Source organism: Alloalcanivorax venustensis ISO4 (genome assembly GCF_015356855.1).
In the GTDB taxonomy this organism is placed as follows: Bacteria; Pseudomonadota; Gammaproteobacteria; order Pseudomonadales; family Alcanivoracaceae; genus Alloalcanivorax; species Alloalcanivorax venustensis.
The window spans coordinates 1-15859 of record NZ_ARXR01000002.1 but is presented as its reverse complement, the minus strand read 5'-3'; the positions used below and the strand labels follow the sequence as shown (position 1 = coordinate 15859).

16 protein-coding genes are annotated in these 15859 nt (G+C 66.7%); 10 read left to right on the top strand and 6 right to left on the bottom strand.

What is annotated here, in order from left to right; all coding sequences use genetic code 11:
- Positions 1-132: 132 nt before the first annotated feature.
- From mrcB to ybaK, 3 genes are read left to right on the top strand one after another with little or no spacing between them, the layout of a single operon-like run.
- Positions 133-2490, top strand: a complete 2358-nt coding sequence (gene mrcB, locus ISO4_RS01315; protein ID WP_194854890.1) for a penicillin-binding protein 1B — start codon at positions 133-135, stop codon at positions 2488-2490.
- Positions 2466-2915 (top strand): tetratricopeptide repeat protein, encoded by a 450-nt coding sequence (locus tag ISO4_RS01310; protein WP_194854889.1) that lies wholly within the window; start codon positions 2466-2468, stop codon positions 2913-2915. The genes mrcB and ISO4_RS01310 overlap by 25 nt, the downstream gene beginning before the upstream one ends.
- Complete coding sequence (ybaK, locus tag ISO4_RS01305; protein ID WP_194854888.1) at positions 2912-3376, top strand: Cys-tRNA(Pro) deacylase; 465 nt, start codon at positions 2912-2914, stop codon at positions 3374-3376. The genes ISO4_RS01310 and ybaK overlap by 4 nt, the downstream gene beginning before the upstream one ends.
- A 223-nt stretch (positions 3377-3599) precedes the next feature.
- Here ybaK and hemL read toward each other — a convergent pair whose 3' ends face one another.
- Genes hemL through hemJ form a run of 4 tightly spaced genes read right to left on the bottom strand, consistent with a single transcriptional unit; the run spans position 3600 to position 6735 of the window.
- Positions 3600-4886 (bottom strand): glutamate-1-semialdehyde 2,1-aminomutase, encoded by a 1287-nt coding sequence (hemL, locus tag ISO4_RS01300; protein ID WP_194854887.1) that lies wholly within the window; start codon positions 4884-4886, stop codon positions 3600-3602.
- A complete protein-coding gene (gene thiE, locus ISO4_RS01295; RefSeq protein WP_194854886.1) occupies positions 4883-5539 on the bottom strand; it encodes a thiamine phosphate synthase in 657 nt (218 codons plus the stop codon). The genes hemL and thiE overlap by 4 nt, the downstream gene beginning before the upstream one ends.
- Positions 5536-6303: a bifunctional hydroxymethylpyrimidine kinase/phosphomethylpyrimidine kinase gene (thiD, locus tag ISO4_RS01290; RefSeq protein ID WP_194854885.1), complete on the bottom strand. Its 768-nt coding sequence runs from the start codon at positions 6301-6303 to the stop codon at positions 5536-5538. Before thiD ends, thiE begins: the two co-directional genes overlap by 4 nt.
- A 9-nt stretch (positions 6304-6312) precedes the next feature.
- The gene (gene hemJ, locus ISO4_RS01285; protein ID WP_142948335.1) at positions 6313-6735 is read right to left on the bottom strand and encodes a protoporphyrinogen oxidase HemJ; all 423 of its coding nucleotides are present in this window, start codon (positions 6733-6735) and stop codon (positions 6313-6315) included.
- Between the two features lie 189 nt (positions 6736-6924).
- Here hemJ and ISO4_RS01280 point away from each other — a divergent pair, with 189 nt between their 5' ends.
- The 6 genes from ISO4_RS01280 to ISO4_RS01255 all read left to right on the top strand — a co-directional run bounded on the left by ISO4_RS01280 (position 6925) and on the right by ISO4_RS01255 (position 11682).
- Complete coding sequence (locus tag ISO4_RS01280) at positions 6925-8331, top strand: chloride channel protein (protein WP_194854884.1); 1407 nt, start codon at positions 6925-6927, stop codon at positions 8329-8331.
- 70 nt (positions 8332-8401) lie between these two features.
- Positions 8402-9466 (top strand): N-acetyl-gamma-glutamyl-phosphate reductase, encoded by a 1065-nt coding sequence (argC, locus tag ISO4_RS01275; RefSeq protein WP_142948337.1) that lies wholly within the window; start codon positions 8402-8404, stop codon positions 9464-9466.
- Between the two features lie 83 nt (positions 9467-9549).
- Positions 9550-10191, top strand: coding sequence for a DUF6776 family protein (locus ISO4_RS01270; RefSeq protein WP_194854883.1), 642 nt, complete (start codon positions 9550-9552; stop codon positions 10189-10191).
- A 33-nt stretch (positions 10192-10224) separates the two neighbouring features.
- Positions 10225-10683 (top strand): bactofilin family protein, encoded by a 459-nt coding sequence (locus tag ISO4_RS01265; protein WP_142948339.1) that lies wholly within the window; start codon positions 10225-10227, stop codon positions 10681-10683.
- Positions 10684-10735: 52 nt separating this feature from the next.
- Positions 10736-11074 (top strand): iron-sulfur cluster insertion protein ErpA, encoded by a 339-nt coding sequence (gene erpA / locus ISO4_RS01260; protein ID WP_067604808.1) that lies wholly within the window; start codon positions 10736-10738, stop codon positions 11072-11074.
- Between the two features lie 74 nt (positions 11075-11148).
- Positions 11149-11682, top strand: a complete 534-nt coding sequence (locus tag ISO4_RS01255; protein WP_228547828.1) for a phosphatase PAP2 family protein — start codon at positions 11149-11151, stop codon at positions 11680-11682.
- A 10-nt stretch (positions 11683-11692) separates the two neighbouring features.
- On the opposite strand, the gene ISO4_RS01250 is transcribed toward ISO4_RS01255, so the two are convergent.
- Together ISO4_RS01250 and ISO4_RS01245 are read right to left on the bottom strand one after the other, a co-directional pair.
- Entirely contained in the window at positions 11693-12784 is a 1092-nt protein-coding gene (locus ISO4_RS01250; protein ID WP_194854882.1) for an anhydro-N-acetylmuramic acid kinase, read from the bottom strand.
- Positions 12774-14129: an OapA family protein gene (locus tag ISO4_RS01245; RefSeq protein ID WP_194854881.1), complete on the bottom strand. Its 1356-nt coding sequence runs from the start codon at positions 14127-14129 to the stop codon at positions 12774-12776. Before ISO4_RS01245 ends, ISO4_RS01250 begins: the two co-directional genes overlap by 11 nt.
- A gap of 210 nt (positions 14130-14339) precedes the next feature.
- Here ISO4_RS01245 and tyrS point away from each other — a divergent pair, with 210 nt between their 5' ends.
- The gene (tyrS, locus tag ISO4_RS01240) at positions 14340-15539 is read left to right on the top strand and encodes a tyrosine--tRNA ligase (protein ID WP_194854880.1); all 1200 of its coding nucleotides are present in this window, start codon (positions 14340-14342) and stop codon (positions 15537-15539) included.
- Positions 15540-15859: the final 320 nt, after the last annotated feature.

The window sequence follows — 15859 nt, the reverse complement described above, 5'->3', positions numbered from 1 at the left end:
CGCCGACCTCCCATGCCAAACCGGGTTTGCCCGCCCGGTGACTGTGACGCCACTCATAAAGACACCGATAACAGTGTAAAACCGGGTTTTCTTGCGTAGGCTCCCGGCCACCGTCTCACTATACTCGCGACCATGGCGAAGAATGCGAAAAAGCCGGCGTCCGCCCGTAAAGGGTCCGCGCGCCGCCCCGCTAAGTCGGGAAACAAACGAAACAACCGGTCCGCGGGTCGGCGCTGGTTCAGCTGGCGGTTCATCGCCAAGGTCTCGGTGGTGCTGCTGGTGCTGGCGGCCGCCGGGCTGGCCTATCTGGACGCCTATGTGCGCGACCGGTTCGACAGCCACGTCTGGCAGTTGCCGGCGCGCGTTTACGCGCGTCCGGTGGAGTTGTATCCCGGCCGGGTCCTGGCGCGCAACGACATGCTCAAGATGCTGGAGTTGATGCGCTACCGTCGCGCCGGTGGCGCGCCCACCCCGGGCAGCTACACCACCGACGGCAACACCCTGGTGATCCATACCCGTGGTTTCCGCGACAGCGACGGCGGCGAGCCGGCCCAGCGCATCCGCGTCACGCTCGGCGGCGGACAGATCAGCGCGCTGGACAGCAACGACGGCGATTCACTGGCCCGGCTGGAGCCGCTGCAAATCGGCAGCATCCACCCCGGCCACACCGAGGACCGGGTGTTCGTGCCCCTGGACCGGGTGCCGCCGCTGCTGGTGCAGATGCTGCTGGCCACCGAGGACCGTGATTTCTATGAGCACCACGGGGTCTCGCCGCGGGGGCTGGCGCGCGCCATGGTGGCCAACGTCAAAGCCGGCGGCCTGGTGCAGGGCGGCAGCACCCTGACCCAGCAGCTGGTGAAGAATTTCTGGCTCACGCAGGACCGCACTCTCGCCCGCAAGCTGGTGGAAATGCCGATGGCGGTGTTGCTGGAGCTGCACTACAGCAAAGAGCAGATCCTCGAGGCCTATCTTAACGAGGTGTACCTGGGCCAGGACGGCAAGCGCGCCATCCACGGCATGGGGCTGGGCGCCCAGTTCTATTTCGGGCGACCGCTGGAAGAGCTGGAGCCCCACCAGCTCGCCACCCTGGTGGCCCTGTTGAAGGGCCCCAGCTACTACGACCCGCGCCGTAATCCGGAGCGTTCCCTGGCGCGTCGCAACACGGTGCTCAAAGTGGCCCTGGAAGAGGGCGCGCTGAGCGATCAGGAGTACCGGCGTTTCCGCGAACGGGATCTGGAAGTGGTGCCGCGCGGCGCGTCGCCGCTGTACGCCTTCCCGGCGTTCATTGATCTGGTGCGCCGTCAGCTGGCCCGGGATTATCCGGCCGACGTGCTGGGCGAGGAGGGCCTGCGGATTCACTCCACCCTGGACGTGCTGGCGCAGCTGGCCTCCGAGAAGGCGCTCAGTGAGCACCTCAACAGCCTGGACGCCTCCGGCGACGCGCTCAACGGCGCGGTGGTGGTGGTGGCGCCGGCCCAGGGCGACGTGCTGGCGCTGGTGGGCAGCCGCGAGTCCCGCGCCCAGGGTTTCAACCGCGCCCTGGACGCCACCCGGCCGATGGGCTCGCTGGTCAAGCCGGTGGTGATGCTCACCGCGCTGCAGCGGCCCAAGCGCTACAGCCTGGCCACCCCGGTGGCGGACGAGCCGATCACCGTGCCGCTGACCACCGGCAAGAAGTGGACCCCGCAGAACTTCGACGGCGAATCCAAGGGCCCCATCCCGCTGGTCGACGCGTTGGCCTATTCACGCAACCAGGCCACCGTGCGCCTGGGCATGGACGTGGGGCCGGACGCGGTGGTCCGGACTCTGTCCCAGCTGGGCGTGAAAAAGACCGTTCCGGCCTACCCCAGTATTCTGCTCGGCAGCATCGGCATGACGCCCTTCGAGGTGGCGATGCTGTACCAGCCGCTCGCCACCGGCGGCTTCGCCACGCCGTTGCGTTCGATCACCGATGTGCTCGATAAGGACGGCGAGCCGCTGGCCCGCTATCCGGTGGACACCGAAGAGGTGATCGATTCCGGGCCGGCCTATCTGATTCAGTGGGGCATGCAGCAGGTGGTGGAGAAGGGCACCGCCCGTTCCGCCCGCTCGGTGCTGCCCGCGGACCTGAAAGTGGCCGGCAAGACCGGCACCAGTGATGAATACCGGGACGCCTGGTTCGCCGGCTTCTCCGGCAACCACCTGTCGGTGGTCTGGGTGGGCCGTGACAACAACGAAAACGCCCGTGTGACCGGCTCGTCCGGCGCGCTCCCGGTGTGGAGCCGGCTGATGGCCGGCCTGCCGCAGACCAGCCTGTCCCAGGTGCCGCCGCCGGGCGTGGAAGAGGTGTGGATGGATCCCTCCGGGGAGAAAACCAGTGGCAAAGGCTGTTCCGGGGCGCGGGAATACCCGATGCTGGAGGCCTCCATCCCGGAGCAAAGCGACGGTTGCGGTAGCGCGACCCAGGTTAAGGAAGGAGTGGTGGAATGGTTCAAGGGCTGGTTCGACTAACGCTGCTGGCGGTGCTGTTGCTGTCCGGCTGCGCGGTGACGCCGCCGGCGGAGAAAGCGGAGCCGGTCACCGCCGACACCGAGTTGCAAGGGTCTCCGGCGATGGCGCTGCTGAGCCGCGCCGAGCAGGCCCGTGCCCAGGGAGAGACCGGCGCGGCCAGCCGCTACCTGGAACGGGCGCTGACCATGGCGCCCAACTCCTCGTGGCTGTACCGCGAGCTGGCGCTGCTGCGGCTGGAAGAGGGCGATGGCCATGCCGCCGAAGGCTTTGCCCAGCGCGCCCTGCGCCTGGCGCCGGATAACGACGACTACCGCGCCGAGCTGTGGGAGCTGGTGGCCGCCGCCCGCGCCGAGCAGGGCGACCGCAGCGGCGCCGATGAAGCGCGCGCGCGGGCCCAGGCCCTGCGGCAGCCGGACCGCGCATGACCCCGGCGGTAAAAATGGCGGAGGACGCCGGCGTCGATTTCCGGCTGCACCGCTACCAGCACGACCCCGGTGCCGAAAGCTACGGCCTGGAGGCCGCGGAGCTTCTGGATCTGGACCCGCGCCGCGTGTTCAAGACGCTGCTGGCGGTGGTCGACGATCAGCCCCAGGTGGCCATGGTGCCGGTGCACCTGAGCCTTGATCTGAAAGCGCTGGCCAAGGCGGCCGGCGGCAAGAAGGCGCAGATGGCCGACGCCGATCTGGCGCAACGGGTCACCGGCTATGTGCTGGGTGGCATCAGTCCGCTGGGGCAAAAACGACGCCTGCCGCTGTGGCTGGATCAGAGCGCTCTGAGTTTCGATACCCTGTACATGAGCGCCGGCCGGCGTGGATTGGAAATCGAGATGGCGGCGGTGGATCTGCTGGCGCTGACCGCGGGCCAGTGTGCTGTTCTGGCTCGTTGACCCGGAGCTCCTTGGAAGATTCATCGCCAGGGCTGCTACGAAGCTCGGTTTGTGGGAGCTTGCCTTGCAAGCGAAAGGCCGGCTTTGCCGGCCGGCAGGATTCCAGAGACCTTGTTTGAGCTGCCGTTAGAGGGGACTCTGGCATCCTGCCGGGAGCTTCGCTCCCTTTCGCGGGCAGGGCCCGCTCCCACAAGCTACCACCATGCTAGCCCGCTGAGCCCCATTAAAGCGTGTTGAAGGCGTCCCGGGCGGCCTGGATGGTGGTGTCGATGTCGTCGTCGCTGTGGGTGATCGACACGAAGCCGGCTTCGAAGGCGCTGGGCGCCAGATAGACACCGCGGTCCAGCATGGCGTGGAAGAAGCCGTTGAAGCGCGGCTGGTCGCAGGCCATGACCTCGTCGAAGCGGCTGATGCGGGTCTGGTCGGTGAAGAACAGGCCGAACATGCCGCCCGCCTGCGTGGTGTGGAAGCCGACGCCGGCGCCCCGGGCGGCTTCGGCCAGGCCCGCGGTGAGCCGTTCGGTTTTCGCTTCCAGCTCTTCGTAGAAGCCGTCGCGGCGCAGCTGTTTCAGCGTCGCCAGGCCGGCCGCCATGGCCACCGGGTTACCGGACAGGGTGCCGGCCTGATAGACCGGGCCCAGCGGTGACAGCTTTTCCATGATTTCCCGTTTGCCACCCAGCGCGCCCACCGGCATGCCGCCGCCGATGATCTTGCCCAGGGTGGTGAGGTCCGGGGTCACGCCGTAGCGGGCCTGGGCGCCGCCCCGGGCGACCCGGAAGCCGGTCATCACTTCGTCGAAAATCAGCACCGCGCCGTACTGGTCGCACTGCTCGCGCAGGGCTTCCAGAAAGCCCTGGGTGGGCGGCACGCAGTTCATGTTGCCGGCCACCGGCTCGACGATCACGGCGGCGATCTGGTCGCCCTGGGCCTTGAACACTTCGGCCAGGCCGCCGGCGTCGTTGAAGTTGAGGGTCAGGGTGTCGTCGGTGACTGCCTTGGGCACGCCCGGTGAGCTGGGGGTGCCCAGGGTCAGCGCGCCGGAGCCGGCTTTCACCAGCAGGCTGTCCACGTGGCCGTGGTAGCAACCCTCGAATTTGATCACCTTGTCGCGGCCGGTGTGGCCGCGCGCCAGGCGCAGCGCGCTCATCACCGCTTCGGTGCCGGAGTTGACCATGCGCACCATGTCCATGGACGGCACCATCTCGCAGACCAGGTCGGCCATGTCCACCTCGGCGGCGGTGGGGGCGCCGAAGCTGAGGCCGTCGGCCACCGCCTTGAGCACCGCTTCGCGCACTTCCTGGTTGTTGTGGCCGAGGATCATCGGCCCCCAGGAGCCGACGTAATCCACGTAGCGGTTGTCGTCCTCGTCGAACAGATAGGGGCCTTCCGCGTGGCGGAAGAACACCGGTGTGCCGCCCACGCCCTTAAAGGCGCGGACCGGGGAATTAACGCCACCGGGGATGTGTTTCTGGGCACGGCGGAACAGTTGTTCGGAATGCTTGCGACTCATTGGGACTCCTTGAAGGGGGGCGCCGGGAAGGCGGCGTGCAGCCGCCGGGCGGCGGCTTCCACGTCGGCGTCGTCGGCGTGGCCGAACAGGGCGTGGATAACGGCCACCAGGTCGGCGCCGGCCTCGATCAGTTGCCGGGCATTATGCGGATTCACTCCGCCGATCGCCACCAGCGGCAGGGAGAAGCGGCGGCGTGCTTCGCGCAGGGTGTCCAGGGACGCGGGCGGCGCGCCCGGCTTGGTGCGCGATTCGAAAAAGCGGCCCAGGGCGAGATAGTCGGCGCCCTCGTCGGCGGCTTTTTGCGCCAGATCAAGACGACCATGGCAGGACACGCCGATCAGCTTGTCGTCGCCGAGCAGCATGCGCGCGCGGCCGACCGCGCCGTCGCTCTGGCCCAGGTGCACGCCGTCGGCTTCCACTTCCGCCGCCAGGGCGGCGTCGTCGTTGACGATAAAGCGCGCGCCGTAGTCCTTGCACAGCAGCGCCAGCCGCGCGGCCCGGTGGCGGCGGGTGTCGGCGTCGGCAGGTTTGTCGCGGTACTGCAGCAGCGTGGCGCCGCCGCGCAGGGCCGCTTCGGCGGCGCTGAGCACGCGGTCGCCGGGCGTCAGCTGCGGATCGGTGATGGCGTAGAGGCCCTGCAGGGGCTGGCTCATGGTGTCAGGCTCCGGTCCGGTACGAACTGGCCGCCGCCGGGCTGCCAGGCGTGCTGCAGGGTGCGGTGCAGCCACGCCTGGGCGTCGCCGACGGCGTCTTCCAGGGGCAGGCCGCGGGCCAGCAGGCTGGCGATCGCCGAGGCCAGCGAGCAGCCGGAGCCATGGTACACCTCCGGCAGGCGCGGCCATTCCCATTGGCGGTGGTGCTCGCCCTGGAACAGGTGGTTGGCGACCTGGTCGGTGTCGTCGTGGGTCCCGGTCACCAGCACCGCGCGGCCGCAGCGCCGGGTGAGCGCGGCGCCCGCCTCGGCTACCCCTGTTTCGCCGCTCAGTTGGCCGGCTTCGGGGAGGTTGGGCGTGAGCACGGTGGCCTGGGGGGCGACCCGGTCCATCAGGGCCTCGTTGAGATCGCCCTGCGCCAGGCTGCCGCCGGACTCGGCGGCGAGCACCGGGTCCAGGACCACGGGCACGCCGGGCAGGCGGGCCAGCAGGCGGGCGATCCATTCCACCGTGGCCACCGAGCCGGTCATGCCGATCTTCACCGCCTGGAACTCATAATCGGCGAGCAGGGCGTTCGCCTGCTGTTCAAGAAGCTCCAGCGGGGTCAGTTGAAAGCTGCTGACCTTGCGGCTGTTTTGTACCGTCAGCGCGGTGATCAGCGTGCTGGCGAAGCCGCCGGTGCTTTGGATCGCCTCGATGTCGGCGTGGATGCCGGCGCCACCGGACGGGTCGTGGCCCGCGATGACAAGAATATTAGGTCTCATTGAATACGCTCAAAACGGTTTCACCACCGCCAGGATAACAATCGCCACCAGCAGTAACACCGGCACTTCGTTAAAGATACGGTAGAACTTGTCGCTCTTGGTGTTGGCGTCGGCGGCGAACTTCTTCAGGTAGGCCAGACAGACGTGATGGTAGCCGATCAGCAGCACCACCAGGGTGATCTTGGCGTGCAGCCAGCCCTGGGTTTTGTAGTAGTCCCAGTTCAGCGCCAGCATCCAGATGCCCAGCACCAGGGTGGCGATCATGGACGGGTTCATGATGCCCCGGTAGAGCTTGCGCTCCATGATCTTGAAGCGGTCGCGGCTGGTCTGGTCCTCGGCCATGGCGTGGTAGACGAACAGGCGGGGCAGATAAAAGATCGCCGCGAACCAGCAAATCACGGCAATAAGATGGAACGCTTTCAGCCAGAGCATTGTAGGGTTCTCCCGGTACGCAGGGTGGTCGGGGGTGCACCGCGTTGGAGTGTCACCCGCTAGCCGCTGTATACTACAGCGCCTTGCTTGTATCGTCCCGCGCCGCCGAGGCCGCGGGCCGCTTCCGGACCCTGTTCCGCCACTCCCGGTGCCAGCCGCTGACGCCGATCTGACACAAAAGAGGATGCCGTGACCAAGCCACCGCGCGCCAGCCGCCTGCTGCGATACTATCTGTTTCGCACCCGGCGTCTGTCCCGTCGGCAGCTGGGCACCCTCCAGGACTGGAAGATGCGGGTGGTGTTCTGGATCGGCGCGCTGATGGTCGGTCTGGTCACCGTGGGGTTCGCCTGGGTGGCGGAACTGTGCGCCGAGGCGTTCGCCGAGATGGAGCGGCACTCGTCGTTGTGGCCGGTGCTGATCACCCCGCTGGGGATGCTGGCGACCGTGTTCGTGATGCGCCGCACCGGCGCCGAGTCCCAGGGCAGCGGTATTCCCCAGGTACTGGTGGTGCTCAAGCAGCGCTACCACTGGCTGCGGCCCACCTTTCTGTCGTTCCGCGTTATCGTCATGAAGTTCGCGCTCACCTGCATGGGGCTGCTGTGCGGCGCCAGCATCGGCCGCGAGGGGCCCAGCGTTCATATGGGCGCGGCGATGATGTACTCGGTGGGGCAGGTCGGCCGCCTTCACCAGAAGTACGTGGACAACGCCCTGATCGTGGCCGGCGGCGCCGCCGGGGTGTCGGCGGCCTTCAACGCGCCGCTGGCGGGCATCGTGTTCGCGATCGAGGAGCTGTCCGGCTCGTTCGAACAGCGCACCAGCGGCACCCTGATTCTGGCGATTATCCTGTCCGGCGTGGTGGTGCTGGCGATCGCCGGGCATTACAGCTTTTTCGGCCATCCCCAGGGGGCGCTGGACATCACCCAGGACTGGCTCGCCATCGGCGTCACCGGTCTGGTGTGCGGCTTGCTGGGCGGGGCTTTCAGCCGTCTGCTGATCACCGGCAGCCGTTTTCTGGCGCCCTATGGCCGCAAGCACCCCTACCGGGTGGTGTTGCTGTGCGCGCTGGTGCTGGTGCTGCTGGGGCTGGTCACCGGCGGCATGACCTACGGCAGCGGCTATGAACAGGCCCGCCACCTGCTCAGCGGCGATGCCGACGGCGACTGGAGTTTCCCGCTCGCCAAGATGGCGGCCACCCTGGTGTCCTATTTCACCGGCATTCCCGGCGGGCTGTTTTCCCCCAGCCTGGCCGCCGGCGCTGGCGTCGGCAATGTGATCGGCGGGCTGTTTCCCGACTCCTCGGTGGTGGGCGTTACCCTGGTGGCGATGGCGGCCTTTCTGGCCGGGGTGATCCAGCGGCCGATCACCTCCTTCGTGATCGTCATGGAACTCACCGGCAACCGCCACGACATTCTGTTGCCGCTGATGGCCGGCGCGTTCGTGGCGGCGGCGGTGGCCAAGCTGGTCTGGGTGCGCCCGCTTTACGACTCCCTGGCGGAACGGCTACAGGAAGGCGAGGGCATGGCCCTGGACCGGGCGCGGGTGGTGAGCACCGAAAGCGGCCCGGCGGACGAGCGGGGCCGCGGCGGCGGCCAATGAAGTTGCCGCCCATGGCGGTGGTGCCTATCATGCGGGTCCTTTAGTGGAAAGTAGTAACGGGAGTAATGGTATGACCCAGGTCGACGCGGCGAACCCTTTGAAAGTCGGCATTGTCGGCGGCACCGGGTACACCGGTGTGGAGTTGCTGCGCCTGCTGGTGCGGCATCCGCTGGTGCGCCTGGAAACCATTACCTCGCGCAGCGAGCAGGGCCTGAAGGTCAGTGATCTGTACCCGACCCTGCGCGGCTACACCGACCTCAAGTTCGAGGAGCCGGACGTGGCCGCGCTGGCGGCTTGTGACGTGGTGTTCTTCGCCACGCCGCACAATGTCGCCATGCGGCTGGTGCCGGAGTTGCTGGCCGCCGGCACCCGGGTGGTGGACCTGTCGGCGGATTTCCGGCTTCGCGACGCCGGTGTCTGGAGCCAGTGGTACGGCGAGCCCCATGCCTGCCCGGAACTGCTGGATCAGGCGGTCTACGGCCTGCCGGAAGTGAACCGCGAACGCATTCGCGGTGCCCGGCTGGTGGCCTGCGCCGGCTGTTACCCCACCTCGATTCAGCTCGGCTACCTGCCGTTGCTGGAGCGCGGCTGGGTGCGCCCGGAACAACTGATCGCCAGTGCCGCCAGCGGCGCCAGCGGCGCCGGACGCGGCGCCAAGGTGCCGATGTTGCTGGCGGAGGCGTCGGAGAGCTTCAAGGCCTACGGCGCCGGCGGGCACCGGCATCTGCCGGAAATCGAGCAGGGCCTGGGTGACATCGCCGGCGGGCCGGTGTCGGTCACCTTCGTGCCGCATCTGGTGCCGATGGTGCGGGGCATCCATGCCAGCCTGTATGCCACCGTCAACGGCGACACCCCGGCGCTGGATCAGGTGCAGGCGGCCTTCGAGGCGCGCTACGCCGACGAACCCTTCGTCGACGTGATGCCCCAGGGCAGCCATCCGGAGACCCGTTTCGTGAAAGGCTCCAACCATTGCCGGCTGGCGATCCACCGGCCCGGGGGCGGCGACGTCCTGGTGGTGTTGTCGGTGATCGATAACCTGGTCAAGGGCGCGTCCGGCCAGGCGATCCAATGCATGAACCTCATGTTCGGCCTGGAAGAGACGGCCGGCATTGATCTCCCCGCGTTGCTGCCCTGATGGCGACGGGAAGCCGGCCCAGAGCGGGCGTTGACGATGTCATTCTGGTTCCGGTGAGTCCGTCGCACCGCCGGCGCACCCGCGTGCTGCTGACAGTGACCGCGCTGGCGGCGGTGATCGTGGCGTTTCTGGCGGGCTCCTGGCTGGGGCAGAGCGGTGCCCTGGACAGCAACATGAAAAACAGCGAGCTGCGCGCGGAATTACGCGACGCCCGCCAGGAATTACGCACCGTGCGCCACGATCTGGCCCGCTACCGGGCGGAGGTGGAGGTGGCCGATCAGGCCCGCGAGCAGTTGCGCCAGGAGATTCGCGGCCTGCGTGATCAGAGCGCGGAACTGGAAGAGGCGGTGGCGTTCTACAAGAACGTGATGTCCCCGGGGGCGTCCGACGCGCCCATGCAGGTGGAGAAATTCGAGGTGAGCCCGGAGAACGGGGAACGGCGCTTCCGTTACCGTTTGATACTGGTTCAGTCCGGTGATAACCGGGGATACTTGTCGGGCACGGTGAGCTTCGCGCTGAAAGGCTCCCGTGACGGCGAGCCGGTGACGCTGGATGGCGGTGAGCTGTTGGGGGAAAACAGCGATTTGCGATTCCGTTTCCGGTACTTCCAGGAGCTTTCCGGTACGCTGACGGTGCCCGAGGGCACGCGCATCGACGCTTTGGAGATGACCGCGACAGCCACCGCGCCGCGTCGCGCGGAGGTGGTTCAGAGCCTTCCTTGGTGATGGCGTATCGAATAATCAAGCAGGAGACGACAGGTGATTGGGCGAGACAAGAAGAGCACGGGTGGTCAGCAAAATTTCCGCGATCACACCCTGATCGCTCCCAGTGCCCGCATCGTGGGCGATATTGAGTTCAACGGGGGATTGCACGTTCAGGGCGAAGTGGACGGCAATATCACCGTCGGTGAAGACGGTGGCCAGCTGGTGATCGGCGAGAGCGGCGTGGTGCGTGGCGAGATCCGCGTGCCGAGAATCACCATCAACGGCCGGGTGGAAGGCGACGTGAACGCCACCGAGCATCTGGAACTGGCCAGCAAGGCCCAGGTGGAGGGCAATGTCTTCTACGTGATGATCGAGATGCTGATGGGCGCGCGGGTGAACGGCAAGCTGGTGCGTCTGGACGAAGAGCGCCGCAACCTGCCGGCGCCCGAGAAGCCCGGTGGCCGGCCGGATGCGGACCCCGCGGAGGCGGACGCCCGGCCCGAGAATACTTGACTGTAATAGTCGGGTACTGGACTATGGCGATGTGATAACGGCATTGAGTGACATGAGCGAATCCGGACCCATAATCCTGACCGAACGGGCCGCCGCCAAGGTGCGCGAGCTCCGTGACGACGAAGGCAACCCCGAGCTGAAACTGCGGGTGTACATCACCGGCGGCGGCTGCGCGGGGTTTTCCTACGGCTTCACCTTTGATGAAGCGGTGAACGAGGACGATACGGCGGTGGCCCGTGAAGACGTGACGCTGCTGGTGGACGCCATGAGCATCCAATATCTGGACGGCTCCCAGGTGGACTACGAGCAGGGCCTGATGGGCTCGCGGTTTATCGTCAATAACCCCAACGCGGCCACCACCTGCGGCTGCGGTTCGTCGTTCTCGGTGTGAGCCGGCCCGGCACTGTCATTTAACGGTCATTAAAGTATCAGAATATTGTCTTGAGCAGCATGGAGGCTGTAGGCATGACGATACAGAGACCTTCCATCCAGAAAATGACGGCCGCGGATACCCGCGCCATGTGCTGGTTGCTGGCCCAACCCCGCGCCGCCAGCCGCGCCCGCATGGCCAGGGCCATCTCCCGGTTCGGTGACGGCCCCTTCTACGCGGCGCTGGTCGCGATGCTCTGGCTGGTCGACCCCGAGGACGGCACCCGCTTCGCCCTGGCGGCGGCGGTGGCCTACGGCCTGGAAGTGCCGGCCTTCATGGTGCTCAAGAACCTGATCAAACGCCCCAGACCCGCCGATTCCGAGATGGCGCTGTGCGCCTTCATCAAGCCCGCGGGCCGTTTCAGCTTCCCTTCCGGCCACACCGCCGCGGCCTTCGTGATGGCGACGCTGCTGGGTATCTTCTATCCGGTGGTGGCGACGCTGGCGCTGGCGTTCGCGCTGTTGGTGGGGTTGTCGCGGGTGCTGCTCGGCGTGCACTACCCGTCGGATATCGCCGCCGGCGCCTTGCTCGGCACCAGCTGCGCGATGATCGGCTCGCTCTTCGTATAATTCCCGCGATTCAGGGCAGGCTCAGATGGCCGAGCACCGCCGACCGGCCGGCGCCGGTCACTTGCGGTGCGTTGCCCGGCACCCGTTCCCAGAAGGCCCAGGCCAGCCAGGCGAAGGCGGCCGCTTCCACCCATTCCGGTGCGACACCGGCGTCTTCGGTGCTGCCCGCCGGCAGCCCGCAATGCCGGGCGAGCCGGTTGAGAAGATCCCGGTTATGCACACCGCCGCCGCAGACCAGCAGGCGGTCGGCGTGGAACCCGCTGATCGCCTCGGCGACGGTGCGGGCGGTCAGCTCCGCGAGGGTGGCCTGCACGTCGCGCGGTGCCATGTCGGCACCCAGATGGGGGGCGAGCCAGTCCTGATGGAAGTACTCCCGGCCGGTGCTTTTGGGCGGCGGAAGGTGGAAGTAGGGGTCGCCCAGCAGGCTGTCGAGCAGGGCCGGAATCACCTCGCCGCCGGCGGCCCAGTCGCCCCGCGGGTCGTAGTCGCCGCCCTGGTGCCGCTGGTGCCACTGGTCCAGCAGGGTATTGGCGGGGCCGGTGTCGAAACCGCCGATCAATGCGCCTTTGTCCAGCAGCGAGACGTTGGCGATGCCGCCCAGATTGAGCACCACCCGGCGCTCGCGCGGATCACCGAAGGCGTGCTCGTGGAAGCGCGGCGCCAGGGGCGCGCCCTGGCCACCGAGCACCATGTCCTTGTTGCGGAAATTGCTGACCACCGGCAGGCCGGATCGGACCGCCAGGGTATCCGGGCATCCGAGCTGCACGCTGAACCCGGCATCGCCGGGGCGGTGGCGCACGGTCTGGCCGTGGCAGCCGATGGCGGTGACGGCGCCCGCCGGCACGTTCGCTTTGCTGAGCAGGGCGGCCACGGCGTCCGCATAGTGAGCGCCCAGGGCCCGGTGGCAGGCGCCGGCCCGGTCGATTTCATCGTCGCCGGGGCGGCACAGCCGCTGCAGGTCCGCGCGAAGGGCGCTGGGAAGGTCGCTGCCGTGGTGGGCCAGCACCCGGGTGCCGGCGTGGGTGACGCTGGCCAGGACGGCGTCCACGCCGTCCAGGCTGGTGCCGGTCATCAGACCGACGAACAGCGATTCAGAAGACATTGCTGCTGGCCAGGGTGGCGGCCTCGGCGAACATGGTCATTTGCGCCGCCAGACGGCTGCTCTGAAGACGGAACTGGGGCTTCTCGCTGCTGGCGATGCCGCTGGCCTTGGGCAGCGGTACGGTCTGCGGATTGCGGTGCACGCCGTCGATGCGGAACTCGTAATGCAGGTGCGGGCCGGTGGCCAGGCCGGAGGCGCCCACATAGCCGATGGTCTGGCTTTGATTCACCCGGCTGCCGACGCGAATGCCCTTGGCGAAGCCGCGCATGTGGGCGTACAGCGTGGAGTAGCGCTGGCCGTGCTTGAGAATCAGCACGTTGCCATAGCCGCCTTTGACGCCGGCGAAGATCACCTTGCCCTTGCCGGCGGCTTTGATCGGGGTGCCGCTGGGGGCGGCGTAGTCGATGCCGTTGTGGGCGCGTACTTTGTTCAGAATCGGATGCTTGCGGCCGGTGCTGAAGCGCGAGCTGATGCGCGAGAAGGCCACCGGGGTGCGGATGAACTCCTTGCGCATGGAGTTGCCGTCGCTGTCGAAGTAGGACACGTCGCCGTCGCGGGTCTGGTAACGGTAGGCGGTGAGGTGGCGGCCCTGGTTCCAGAATTCCGCGGCGATGATTTCGCCTTCGCCGACCTTCTCGCCGTCCAGATACAGCTCCTCGTAGAGCACCCGGAAGCGGTCGCCGTTGCGGATGTCGAGCACGAAGTCGATGTCCCAGCCGAAGATGTTGGCCAGCTGCATGGTCAGGTTGTCGCTCATGCCCGCGGCGTGGCCGGCCAGGAACAGGGAGTTGTCGATGGTGGCCTCGGCGAAGCGGGTGCGGCGCTGATATTCGCGCACCACGTTCTCCACCCGCCAGTTGCCGTCTTCCAGGGTGGCTTCCACGGTTTCCACCCGGGACGGGCTGTAGCGCAGCGAGGTCAGCTCGCCGGCTTCGTCCACGGAAATATTCAGGGAGTCGCCGGGGCGGATGGTGGCCAGCTCGGCCAGGCGCTCGTCACCGGTAACCAGGCGGTGCACCTGCGCCGCGCTGACGCCGCGCGACTGCAGCAGCCCGGACAGGGTGTCGCCGGACGCTACGGTGATCTTGATCCATTGCTCCTCGTCGGGCGTCTCCGCCGGCGCGCGGACGTCGGCGACCGGCTGAGCGCTTTCCTGGCGGACCAGTTCCTCGCTGGCCGACGGCTTGGGCAGGTCCAGCGTTTGCAGACGTTCCGGGCGGGACTCTCCGGATTCCGGGGTCAGGGCGATCAGCCCCACCGTGATCACCAGCGCCCCGGAGAGGATCAGATGGGTGCGGGGGAAACGGCGCGCGGCACGGCCGAGGGCGGATAATTTAATACTCATGCTTTTACTACGCTCTGAGGTGCGCCGCCGAGGGCGTTCATTTAGTTGCAGCAAAGATACCCGCCTTCTACAACCCGCTTCAAGTGCTACAATGGCGTGCTTTTCAGGGTGAGATGTGGTCGGCGGGTTGGCGTTTGAGACCGGTGCCGCCGGGGCAAGTTCCTAAAACAGGCTGGGTCCGGCCATTCCCGGGCCGTGAATGAGGTGACGATGATCAAGGTGGACGAACAGCTGGCGCTGCTGCGCCGTGGCGCGGATGAGATCATTCAGGAAGACGAATTGCGCGAGCGCATCGCCAGCGGCCGCCCTTTGAGAGTCAAGGCGGGCTTTGACCCCACCGCCCCGGATCTGCACCTGGGCCATACGGTTCTGATCAATAAGCTGCGGCAGTTCCAGGAGCTGGGCCACCATGTGATGTTCCTGATCGGCGATTTCACCGGCATGATCGGTGACCCCACCGGCAAGAGCGCCACGCGCCCGCCGCTCACCCCCGAAGAGATCGAGCGCAACGCGGAAACCTATAAAGAGCAGGTGTTCAAGATACTGGACCCGGAAAAGACCGAGGTGGTGTTCAACTCCACCTGGATGAATCAGGTGGGCGCCGCCGGCATGATCAAGCTGGCCAGCCAGTACACGGTGGCGCGCATGCTCGAGCGCGACGATTTCGACAAGCGCTACCGGGCCAATCAGCCGATCGCGGTGCACGAATTCCTGTATCCGCTGGTGCAGGGCTACGATTCGGTGGCCATGGAGGCGGACGTGGAGCTGGGTGGTACCGATCAGAAGTTCAATCTGCTGATGGGGCGTACCCTGCAGAAGGCCTATGGGCAGGCGCCACAGATCTGCCTGACCATGCCGATTCTGGAGGGGCTGGACGGGGTCCAGAAGATGTCCAAGTCGCTGAAGAACTATGTCGGCGTTAACGACGCCCCCGGGGAGATGTACCGCAAGCTGCTGTCGATCCCCGACGATATGACCTGGCGCTACTACGAACTGCTCAGTGGTCTCTCCAATGAGGCTCTGGAAGAGCGCAAGGCGGAAGCGGACCGGCTGGGCAGCCCGCAGGAGGCCAAAAAAGCGTTCGCACTGGAGATGGTCACCCGCTTCCACGGTGAGGCGGCCGCCCAGGCGGCGCCTTCCTCGGCGGGCAACCTGACCTCCCTGGGGGCGATACCCGACAACGTCCCGGAAGTGGAGGTGGTCCTGGAGGAGGGCGACGAGGTGCACGTGGTGCCGTTGCTCCGCCTTGCCGGTCTGGCCCAGAATGGTAAAGCCGCCAAGGACGTATTCGGGCGGGGCGCGGTCTACGTGGACGGCCAGCAGCTCACCGAGGAGCGCACCTTCGCCCGTGGCGAAAGCGCGGTGATCCAGGCGGGCAAGAAGAAGATCGCGCGGGTCACGATTCGCTAGGAATGGGGCCCTAAGGCCTGGATTTGAATGAAAATTGGCCGACCGCAAAGAATTTCGAGGAATCCGCCAAAAAAGGTTTGACAGGAAAGGCCCGATCCGTAGAATGCGCATTCCTCGACGGGGCGACGACAACAACGCCGACCCCGCAGCTCTTTAACAATCAGGCAAGCAAACGTGTGGGACCTGTTTGGAGCAGGTATCTCAAAAAGATATCGGCTTCGAACAAGTCAACCTAGTTGAATTTGTTTCGAGCTGAGCATGTACTAAGTGCGTAGGCACTTAAAAAGCTTTTCTGAACTGAAGAGTTTGATCATGGCTCA